The following is a 10,838-nucleotide window of genomic DNA, read 5'->3' as shown; positions in this document are numbered from 1 at the left end:
TCAAGGTGGTCTGGGGCCGGGAATGGGATGACCTGCTGGCCCGCGACACCGACGGCTCGCTCGTGAAGATCATGAACGAAACCCCCGACGGTGACTATCAGACCTACAAGGCCGAATCCGGCGGGTTCGTCCGCGAACACTTCTTCGGCAAGGACCCCCGCACCAAAGACCTCGTCGCTGACCTCACCGATGACCAGATCTGGAACCTCAAACGCGGCGGCCACGACTACCGCAAGGTCTATGCCGCGTACAAGGCAGCCACCGAATTCAAGGGCAAACCCACCGTCATCCTGGCCAAAACCGTCAAGGGCTACGGACTCGGACCCCACTTCGAAGGCCGCAACGCCACCCACCAAATGAAAAAACTCACCCTCGAGGACCTCAAGGAATTCCGGAATTATCTCCGCATTCCAATTTCTGACGCCCGACTTGAGGAAGATCCGTACAGCCCGCCCTACTACCACCCCGGCCATGAAGCGCCGGAGATTGCCTACCTCCATGAGCGGCGCCGTGCACTGGGCGGCGCCGTGCCGGAACGGCGGCCGGACCACCAGCCCGTTGAGCTGCCCGAGGCCAAGACGTTTGACGTGGCCAAGCGCGGCACGGGCAAGCAGCAGGCCGCCACCACAATGGCGTTCGTGCGGCTCCTGAAGGACCTCATCAGGGACAAAAAGTTCGGCCACCGGATTGTGCCCATCGTCCCGGACGAATCCCGGACCTTCGGTATGGATGCCTTCTTCCCGACCGCGAAGATCTACAACCCCGGCGGCCAGAACTACCTGTCCGTGGACCGCGACCTGGTCCTGGCCTACAAAGAGTCCGCCCAGGGCCAGCTGATCCACCCCGGCATCAACGAAGCCGGCGCCGTGGCAGCGTTCACCGCCGCCGGCACCGCCTACGCCACCCACGGCGTGCCCCTGGTCCCGGTCTACGTGTTCTACTCCATGTTCGGCTTCCAGCGCACCGGCGACGCCTTCTGGGCAGCAGCAGACCAGATGACCCGCGGCTTCATCATCGGCGCCACCGCAGGACGGACCACCCTCACCGGCGAAGGCCTCCAGCACGCCGACGGCCACTCCCCGCTCCTGGCCTCCACCAACCCGGCAGTCGTCACCTACGACCCCGCCTACGGCTACGAAATGGGCCACATCATCCGCAACGGCCTCGAACGCATGTACGGGCCGGACTCCGATGACAAGAACCTGATGTACTACCTCACGGTGTACAACGAGCCCATCACCCAGCCCGCCGAGCCGGAGAACCTCGACGTTGAAGGGGTGCTGAAGGGTATTTACCGGGTGTCGGCGTCGGACGTTGAAGGACCCAAGGCGCAGATCCTGGCCTCGGGTGTGTCGGTGCCGTGGGCCCTGGAGGCACAGCAGCTCCTGGCCGATGACTGGGGTGTCTCCGCCGACGTCTGGTCCGTGACCTCCTGGAACGAACTGCGCCGCGACGGCCTCGCCGCCGAAGAGGAAGCCTTCCTCAACCCCGGCCAGCCCGCCCGCGTCCCGTTCGTCACCAAACAGCTCGAAGGCGCCACCGGCCCCGTCGTCGCCGTCAGCGATTACATGAAGGCCGTCCCGGACCAGATCCGCCAGTTCGTGCCCAACGAATTCGCCACCCTCGGCGCCGACGGCTTCGGCTTCTCAGACACCCGCGCCGCAGCCCGCCGCTTCTTCAAGAACGACACCCACTCCGTCGTGGTCAAAGCGCTGCAGATGCTCGCGGCGAGGGGCGAAATCGAGGAGGGCGCGCCGCAATACGCGATGGACCGGTACAAACTCCTGGACGTCAACGCCGGCACCACCGGCGGGGCCGGCGGCGACGCCTAGGAAGGACACGGACACCCGAAGAGTTAGGGTGCAGCTATGTGCGACGCGGAGGAGATCAGGGCCACGGGGGTTGTGCTCGCGGCCGGGGCCGGGACCAGGCTCGGCCGGGGCCCCAAGGCCCTGCTCCCCTACCGCGGCCGGCCGCTCGTGGAATCGGTGGCCGGAGCGCTGCTCGACGGCGGCTGCCGGGAGGTGGTGGTGGTCCTTGGCGCCGGCGCCCCGGACGTCGCCACCATTGCCGAACTGGACCGGTACCGGACGGTGGTCAACCAGGACTGGGAGTCCGGGATGGGCAGCTCACTGTTGCTGGGCAACGCCGACGCCGATCCCCGGGACCACCTGATGGTCGCCCTTGTGGACCAGCCGGGCCTGACGCCCGGAACAGTGGGCAGGCTCCTGGCAGCGCACTGTCCGGGCCGGCTCACGGCAGCTTCGTACGACGGCGGCACCGGCACCACACGCCGCGGGCACCCCCTGATCATCGACGCCGCGCTCCGGGAGGCCGTGGCCGCCACAGTGACGGGCGACGCCGGGGCGCGCGGCTTCCTGCGGGCCCATCCGGAACTGGTGGACGAGGTGGACTGCAGCGACCTCTCGAACGGCCTGGACGTTGACACCCCGGAGCAGCTCTACCTCCTGGGCTAGCGGCGAATTGCCCCGGCGCTGAGCAGCTCGTCCAGGCCCCGCTTGAAACCGGCTCTTCCGCCATGCGAGGGGTGCCGCACTTTGGGGGCATCCATACCGCTGAAAAGCAGGCTGCGGTGTGCCACGTTGCCCACGGCCACCACAGTTTCAATACTGAACAGCTCCGCGAGAGACTCCCAGAACGGCGTCCCATGCCTTGCATCGGCGGCAGTCGGAGTGCGGTTGGACCAGGGCTTCCCCGGAACATGGGTATGCCAGGGGCACGCGCTCCACAGCAGGGGCAGGAACCGCAGTTCGGCCAGCACGTCCCACATCACGGTTGCGGTGGGCTCTGCAGCAACGTCCGCTGCCTCCGGCGGCAGCACGTAGCCCTTCCCCGGACCAAACAGGCCAAAGCTGTTGGCCGGCCCCTGGAACATGGTGCGGTTGGTGAAGGGCACGCCGGTGATCCGCATGCCTCTGAATCCCGGCGCCTCACCCAGCAGCAACACTTTCGGTGAACGGTCCAGCAGTTCCTTGAGGTATAACTCCAGGTTGCGTCGCCGCAGTGCATTTTCGGGGACGCTGTGGTCAAAGAAGTTGTTGCGCCCCGGGACTGTGGGCACGGCGGCGAGCCGCTCCACAAAGTCACTGACGGATGCAGCCACAAGCGAACGGGGCTACCAGCGCGGGTGGATGGCCTCGCGGAAGTAGTGGTCATAGATCCAGCGGACGCCGCCGTCGAACTCCTCGCTGACACTCACGGATGCGGCAGCAGCATTTGCCGCGGCCTGCTCACCGTTGCGCGCGCCGGGGATCACCGTGGTGACGCCGTCCTGCGCGGCAATCCAGGCGATGGCTGCCTGGGCAGTGCTGGCGCCTTCCGGAACAATCTGTTCGAACTCGGCCACGGCCTTCAGGCCCAGTTCGTAGTCCACACCGGAGAACGTCTCGCCGACGTCGAAGGAGTCGCCGTTGCGGTTGTAGTTCCGGTGGTCGTTCTCGGCGAAGGTGGTCTCCTTCGTGTACTTACCGGAGAGCAGCCCGGACGCGAGCGGCACCCTTGCGATGATGCCCACGTTCGCGGCCTTTGCGGCCGGAAGGACCTCGTCCAGGGGCTTGAGCCGGAACGCGTTGAGGATGATCTGGACGGAGGCGGTGCCCTTGTGCCGGATGGCTTCCAAGGCTTCGTCCGTGCGCTCCACGCTGACGCCGTAGTTGCGGATGGCTCCCTCGGACACCAGGGTGTCCAGGGCGTCGTACACCTCGGCGTTGCTGTACACGGGGGTGGGCGGGCAGTGCAGCTGCACCAGATCGAGGGTGTCCGTGCCCAGGTTCTTCCGGGAGCGGTCCACCCACTGGCGGAAGTTGGCCAGCGTGTAGTGTTCAGGCTTCTGGTCCACCCGGCGGCCCATCTTGGTGGCGACAGTGATGTCCAGCCCCGGGTTGTCCGCGAGGAACTTTCCGATGGCCTGCTCGCTCTTGCCGTCGCCGTAGACGTCTGCGGTGTCGAAGAAGTTCACGCCTGCTTCCACGGAGGCGGCCAGGATGGCCTGCGCCTGGGCCGGGTCAACGTTGCCCCAGTCCGCGCCAAGCTGCCAGGTGCCCAGCCCCACAATGGACACGTTCCGTCCGGTCTTGCCTAAAATCCGCTGTTCCATCCCTTGACTATATGCAACGATGCAACGCGGGGTCAGATTTGGCCCCCTGAACGCGCTTCAGACGGCATTATGTGACCCCGCGTTGGTCAGGACAGGCCCGAGCGCTGCAGGTTGGGCACCAGCCCCGCCCCCTTGAGCCCCAGGTAGATCTTGTCCCGGGCGATGGGCAGCGACGTGAAACGCACCCCGGTGGCGTTGCGGATGGCGTTCGCGAGCGCCGGAGCCACGGGATTGAAGGGGCTCTCGCTCATGGACTTGGCGCCCAGCGGGCCCATCGTGTCATTGGTGTCCGCGAAGTACACCTCGCTGCGGGGCACGTCGGCGAAGGTGGGGATGTGGTACTGGCGCAGGATGTCGGTGGTGACCCGCCCGGCGTCGTCAATCACCACCTCCTCATACAATGCTGCCCCGATGGCTTGGGCAATCCCGCCCTCGATCTGGCCCCGGCACTGGCGCGGATTCACCACCACGCCCGCGTCCGCCGCCTGCACGCTCTGCAGGATTTTCAGCTCGCCCGTGCCGCGGTTCACCGCCACGCGGAAGCCGTGCACGTTGAACGCGACGGAGCGTGGCGTCCCGCCCCACCGCCCTTCTGCTGCGAGTTCGACGCCGGCTTCCGCAGCCGCCTGCGCCAGTTCCGTCAGTGCCAGAGGAGTTCCGTCAATAAACACGGAGTCGCCGTCGAGGACGCAGGCGGAGGCCTGGGTCTGCCGGATGCCGGCGGCAAAAGCCCGGATCCGGACGGCGAGTTCCTCCGCCGCGGCCAGTGTTGCCTTTCCTGCCACCACGGTCCCGGCCGAACCGAAGGCACCCGTGTCGTGCTCAATGAGGTCCGTATCCGACTGCCGGACCACCACCTTGGTTGCTTCGGTGGACAGTCCCGTGGCCGCCAGCTGCGCGTGGACTGTGGTGGTGCCGTTGCCGAACTCGGCGGTCCCGACGTCGGCCTGGTACGTTCCGTCCGGCAGGAGCAGCAGCCGGGAATGGGCGAAGTGGCCGCGCGGGGGAACAGTGTCGATCATGGAGAGCGCGGTCCCCTCGCCGGTCAGCCATTCGGGTCCCAGTTCGTCCAGGCCGGCGGCTCGGTAACGCTCCCGGCCGCGGGCCAGGGCATCGCGGACCAGGCTCAGGCATTGGTCCAACCCGTAGCTGCCGTAGTGGACGTCCTCCTCGGGCTCCGGCTGGGTGGACAGCATCAGGTCGCCTTCGCGCACCATGTTCCGGCGGCGGAACTCGAACGGATCCATCCCGATGCCGGCCGCGAGCTCGTCCATGGCGGACTCGATGGCGAAGATCATCTGGCTCAGCCCATAGCCGCGGAATGCTCCGGCCGGGACAGTGTTGGTGTACATCGCGTGGGCGTCCACCTTTTTGTTGGCGCACTTGTAGACACTCAGGGATTCGCCGCAGCCGTGGAACATCACGCCCGGCCCGTGGTTGCCGTAGGCGCCGGTGTTCGTCAGGACGTCCAGTTCCAAGGCTGTGAGCCGGCCGTCGTTGCTGGTCCCGGCGCGGAGCTTGATGGTGAACGGATGCCTCGTTGTGGTGGCCGTGAACTGTTCGGTCCTGGTCAGTTCGAGCTGGACCGGCCGCCCGAGTTTCAGTGCGGCGAGCGCCACGATGTCCTCGGTCAGGACCTCCTGCTTGCCGCCGAACCCGCCGCCCACCCGCCCTGCCACCACGTGCACCTGCTCCTCCGGAAGCCCGAAGACCCGGCACAAGGTCCGGCGGACCAGGAACGGAACCTGGCTGGAGGTACGGATCTGCAGCCGCCCTTCGCTGTCCACCGACGCAATGGCCGCGTGGGTTTCCAGGGCAACGTGCTGCACGCGCTGGGTTCGGTACGTGCGTTCGTGAATGAAGTCCGCCTGGGCGAAGCCCTCGGCCACGCTGCCCAGTTCGGAGTGCAGTTCCGCCACCACGTTGCGGTCGGGCCGGGAAATGCGGGCCGCGGTTCCGTCCTTGTCCCCATGCACCAGCGGCGCGCCGGGGACCAGTGCGTCCTGCGGCGAGAAGACTGCCGGGAGTTCCTCGTAGGCAACGTCCAGTGCCCGCACACCTGCTTCGGCGGCGGCCACGGTTTCAGCCACCACCGCGGCCACCCGCTGGCCCCGGAACCGCACCACGTCATCCAGCACGCGGGTATCGTCGGGGTCGTCCGTGAACAGTTCGTGCTGGGCGGTGGAAAACAGCTGTTCCGGCGCGTCCTGGTGGGTGAAGACCGCCACAACGCCGGGAACCTTCAATGCAGCGCCAGTGTTGATGGACAGCACCCGGGCATGCGCATGCGGCGAGCGCAGGAGCTTGAGGTGGAGCAGGCCCTGCAGCTGGTCCGCCGGAACGTCCAGCGTGTAGCGGACAGCCCCGGTGACCACCGCCCGGCTGGCAGGTGCGGGGACGTCGTCGCCCAGCTGCCCCCGCACAGGATCCGGCTGCCCCTCCCCCGCGATTCCGGAGCCCGGTCCCTGGGGAGCCGGGTGGCCGGCGTGGCCGCAGACGGCATCGGAGATAGCCCGGTATCCGGTGCAGCGGCAGAGATTGCCCTTGAGGTTCCGCGGCAGGTTCTCCTTCTGGTCGTCGTCGAAGGTGGCTGCCGTCATCACCATGCCGGCCGTGCAGAATCCGCACTGGAAGCCCTGCCGCTCCATGAACTGCTGCTGCACGGGGTGCAGGTCTGCGCCGGCAGTTGACGCCAGTCCCTCGATGGTGGTGACGGCGTGGCCTTCCGCCCGGACGGCCGGGTAGATGCAGCTGTGCACGGGAGTGCCGTCCACGTGCACGGTGCAGGCGCCGCAGTCGCCGCCGTCGCAGCCTTTCTTTACCCCCAGGTTGCCCTGTTCCCGCAGGAAGGTGCGCAGGCACTGCCCGGGGCGCGGTTCCGTCCCGGCCGCAACGCCGTTGATCTCGATGGCCATGCTCAGGCCCCTTCCTGCTGTGCGTTAAGTCCCTGTCCAGGGAACCCACGGTCCGACGGCGGCCAGAAATCGCCGGAGCTGCGGAGCCCGGGTGCCCCTTCGGGAGCAGCGAGCTCGGCACGGATCTCTTCGGCCAGGCGGTAGGTCATGTCCCGGCGCCAGGCCGGAAGCCCGTGGATGTCGTTGTGGTAAAGGCCTGTGGGAACGGCTTCATCGAGGGCCCGCGCCAGCGCGTCCGTGTCCGGCAGTGCGTCGAAGCGCAGCTGCACAGGCCGCTGGGTGGCGGCGGTGACGGTGAGGACAAAGGACGTGCCGCCGTCGAGCCGTCCAATCAGCAGCACCCCGGACCTGCCGAGGTTGCTCAGCGAGAGGCGGCGGAACGCCACCCGGGAGGCAAGGGCCGACGCCGGGAGCTGGATGCTGCGCAGGAGCTCGCCGGGTGCCAGGCAGTTTTGCGCGTCGCCGGTAACGAATTCGGCCACCGGGACGGTCCGGGTGGTGCCTTCGGGACCGAGGATGGTGGCGGTGCCGTCCAGCCCGGCGCAGAGCGAAATCATAGGGCCGGCGGGCAGGGACGTGCAGAGGTTGCCGCCCACGGTGGACATGTTCCACACCTTGAAAGAGGCCACGAAGGAGTCGCAGCAGGGGCGGACCAGCTCCACGCCGGGCCAGCTGCGGCCTGCGGCTTCGGGCGTCCCGGGAAGCTTGTACAGTTCAGCGACGGTGCAGGTGGCGGCGAGTTCGATGCCGGCGTCCGTGACGGTCACCGGAGTCCAGCCCGCGGATCCCAGGTCGAGGAGGCGCTTCAGCGGCTGCGGCCCGAACGCGAAGCTGCCGTAGGAGAACAGGACGGTGCCGCCGGCCAGCCAGGCGTCGCCGTCGCGCCATTGCCCGGGGTCGGTGGTGGGAACCACCGACTCGATGGTGTTCATGTCCATACGATCTCCTGCTGTTTAACGTTATTGGGGGCCGGCGCGTTGGCTGGTTTATCTGCAGTGGGCGCCGCCGATTGGTGGATGGGGCCGGAGGTTTCCCTCAACGGCTGGTGGGATGCTGCTGCGGTGCGGGCGGCGATGAGCTCGGCCAGGACGGACACGGCTACTTCGGCGGGAGTGACTGCCCCGATATCCAGGCCCAACGGCGAGTGGAGCTGGGCGATCCGCTCAGGCCGGACTCCCAGGTCCAGGAGCGCGTCCACCCGTTGGGCGTGGCTGCGCCGGGAACCGAGGGCCCCGATGAAGGCGACGTCCAGCCCCAGCGCGGTGTGGAGCAGGGGAATATCGAACTTGGGGTCGTGGGTGAGGACGCAGATGACTGTCCTGCTGTCCATGCGTCCAGCGGCAGCCTCCGCTGCAAGGTATTGGTGGGGCCACGCCGTCACCACTTCATCGGCCGTCCGGAACCGGGCCTGGGCGGCGAAGGCGGGGCGGGCGTCCACCAGCGTCACGTGGTAGCCCAGGGGTTTGGCGGCCGGCAGCAGTGCGGCGCTGAAGTCGTTGGCGCCGAACACCAGCAGGCGGGCCTGCGCGAGGCGGGACTCCACCAGCACGGTGGCGCCGCCGGTACACACGCCTGCGCTGGTCAGGTCCAGGACGCCGGTGCTGCCGGCGCGCAGGAAGGTCTCGAGCTGGACAGCCCGGGCCCTTCCTGCGTCCGGGTCCGCGCCCGGCACCAGGTCCAGCAGCGCAGCCAAAGCCGGAAGGCCGGTCACGCTGGCGGAGCCAGGGTCCGCAATAACGACGGCGTTGCTGCCGCCACCGGCCCCGCCCAGGTCCAGGTTCCGGACCAGCGCCACCGGCTCGTCCGGTCCGTAAGCTGCCAGCTGCCGGACCGCTTCGCCGAGCGCGCAGCGGTCACCGAGGTTGGCCGGCTCGATATGCACGTCCAGCTCTCCCCCGCAGGTGAGCCCGGCGGCGAAGGCATCCTCGGCACCGAAGCCGAAGGTCTCAAGGCGGGTGACGCCGTCGTCCATTGACTCCAAAGCCGCCGCCACAACGGCGCCCTCCACGCAGCCGCCGGAGAGGCTGCCCAGGACCGCGCCGCCGTCGTCCACCAGCATGGAAGTGCCCACGGGCCGGGGAACCGAGCCGCTGGCCCGCACGATGGTGGCCACCGCAAACCGCTGGCGGCCAAGGGCCGGGGCCCAGCCACTCAGTGAAGGGATCAGGTCAAGCATGGCGGCACTCCTTCTTCCGCGCTGCGGTGGTGTCCATATTGTCGTTCCTATTGGGGGCCGGGCCAAGCATTGGCCCGGCCCCGGTAGTCGGAAGGGGGCTCAGGCGCCCAGCAGCAGGTTGATCGGACCGCGGGCGAAGTACACCAGGAACCCGGCGCTGACCACCCACATCAGCGGATGGACCTTTTTCGCCTTGCCGGATGCGGCGCCGATGATGGCCCAGCTGATGAAGCCGACGCCGATGCCGTTGGCAATCGAGTAGCTCAGCGGCATGGTGACGATGGTGAGGAAGGCCGGCAGGGCCACGGTGAACTTGCTGAACTTGATCTCGCGGATCTGCGCCATCATCATCGCGCCCACCACCACCAGTGCTGCGGCGGCCACCTCGAGCGGGACAACGCTGGTGAGCGGGGTGAGGAACATGGACCCGAGGAACAGGACGCCGGTCACTACCGATGCCAGGCCGGTCCGGGCTCCTTCGCCGATGCCGGCAGCGGAATCGATGTAGACGGTGTTGGAGGAGCCGGAGGTTGCCCCGCCCGCGATCGCCCCGAAGCCTTCCACGATGAAGGCGGACTTCAGCCGGGGGAACGTGCCGTCCTTATGAGCTACGCCGGCGCTCTTGGCCAGGCCCGTCATGGTGCCCATGGCGTCGAAGAAGTTGGTGAACACCAGGGTGAACACCAGCATGGTGGCCGCGAGTCCGCCGATCCTGCCGAAGGCGCCGAACAGGTCGAACTGTCCCACCAGGCCAAGGTCGGGTGCGGACACCAGCTGTCCGGACAGGACGGGGGTGTTCAGGTGCCAGCCGCCGGGGTTGGTGGCGCTCGCCGGGCCGAGGTGCAGGATGGCTTCGACGATGGCGGCCAGGAAGGTGGTGGCCACAATGCCGATCAGCAGGCCGCCCTGGACCTTGCGGGCCACCAGGATGCCCATGGCCAGCAGGCCCACGATGAACACCAGGGTGGGTATCGAGGTGATGGAGCCGCCGTTGCCGAGCTGGACCGGCGGGCCGCCCGCCGTCGCCTTGACGAAGCCCGAGTCCACGAACCCGATGAAGGCGATGAACAGGCCGATGCCCACCGTGATGGCGGCCTTCAGCTCCTTGGGTACTGCCCGGAAGATGGCGGTGCGGGCACCGGTGATCCCAAACAGGACGATCAGGATGCCGTTGATCACCACCAGGCCCATGGCCTCCGCCCAGGTAACCTCTTGGATCACGGAGACGGCCAGGAAGGAGTTGATGCCGAGTCCCGCAGCGAGGCCGAAGGGCAGGTTGGCGATGAGCCCGAAGAGGATGGTCATCACGCCGGCGGTGAGTCCGGTGACGGCGCCCACCTGCGCAGCGGACAGCCATCCCCCGGCAACATCGGTGGGGGCGTTGTCCGCGCTGAAACCGCCCAGGATCAGGGGGTTGAGGATGACGATGTACGCCATGGTGAAGAAGGTGACCAGGCCGCCGCGGAACTCGCGGGCCAGCGTGGAACCGCGCTGGGTGATCTGGAAGAACCGGTCCAGGAACGAGTCCGGCGCCGGAGGTTGGGGAGTGGTGTTCGCGCGCTTTTGCGTGCGGATGCTTGGAGCCGAATGCTCCTCGTGTGAGTTGTCCAGGATGGTCATGTCAGCCGCC

At 67.8% G+C, this 10,838-nt stretch carries 8 protein-coding genes; 2 read left to right on the top strand and 6 right to left on the bottom strand.

The features are described 5' to 3' along the window. Positions 1-1,832 (top strand): transketolase-like TK C-terminal-containing protein (locus tag QRN11_RS12070; protein ID WP_285251145.1); only part of this gene is annotated, 1,832 nt, incomplete at its 5' end. A 36-nt stretch (positions 1,833-1,868) separates the two neighbouring features. Continuing rightward, a complete protein-coding gene (gene nboR, locus QRN11_RS12065; RefSeq protein WP_285251144.1) occupies positions 1,869-2,477 on the top strand; it encodes a nicotine blue oxidoreductase in 609 nt (202 codons plus the stop codon). On the opposite strand, the gene QRN11_RS12060 is transcribed toward nboR, so the two are convergent. From QRN11_RS12060 to QRN11_RS12035, 6 genes are all read right to left on the bottom strand, one after another. Beyond that, the gene (locus QRN11_RS12060) at positions 2,474-3,124 is read right to left on the bottom strand and encodes a uracil-DNA glycosylase family protein (RefSeq protein WP_285251143.1); all 651 of its coding nucleotides are present in this window, start codon (positions 3,122-3,124) and stop codon (positions 2,474-2,476) included. The genes nboR and QRN11_RS12060 overlap by 4 nt on opposite strands. A 12-nt stretch (positions 3,125-3,136) precedes the next feature. After that, entirely contained in the window at positions 3,137-4,117 is a 981-nt protein-coding gene (locus tag QRN11_RS12055; RefSeq protein WP_285251142.1) for an aldo/keto reductase, read from the bottom strand. An 86-nt stretch (positions 4,118-4,203) separates the two neighbouring features. Next, entirely contained in the window at positions 4,204-7,032 is a 2,829-nt protein-coding gene (locus QRN11_RS12050; RefSeq protein WP_285251141.1) for a molybdopterin-dependent oxidoreductase, read from the bottom strand. A 2-nt stretch (positions 7,033-7,034) separates the two neighbouring features. Further along, complete coding sequence (locus tag QRN11_RS12045) at positions 7,035-7,970, bottom strand: FAD binding domain-containing protein (RefSeq protein ID WP_285251140.1); 936 nt, start codon at positions 7,968-7,970, stop codon at positions 7,035-7,037. Further along, positions 7,961-9,208: an XdhC family protein gene (locus QRN11_RS12040; protein ID WP_285251139.1), complete on the bottom strand. Its 1,248-nt coding sequence runs from the start codon at positions 9,206-9,208 to the stop codon at positions 7,961-7,963. The genes QRN11_RS12045 and QRN11_RS12040 overlap by 10 nt, the downstream gene beginning before the upstream one ends. Positions 9,209-9,307: 99 nt before the next feature. Beyond that, entirely contained in the window at positions 9,308-10,828 is a 1,521-nt protein-coding gene (locus QRN11_RS12035) for an NCS2 family permease (protein ID WP_285251138.1), read from the bottom strand. Positions 10,829-10,838 lie beyond the last annotated feature (10 nt).

It is taken from the genome of Pseudarthrobacter sp. fls2-241-R2A-168, from assembly GCF_030209335.1.
Taxonomy (GTDB): domain Bacteria; phylum Actinomycetota; class Actinomycetes; order Actinomycetales; family Micrococcaceae; genus Arthrobacter.
The sequence above is the reverse complement of the archived record's forward strand: the minus strand, read 5'-3'. Positions and strand labels throughout refer to the sequence as shown.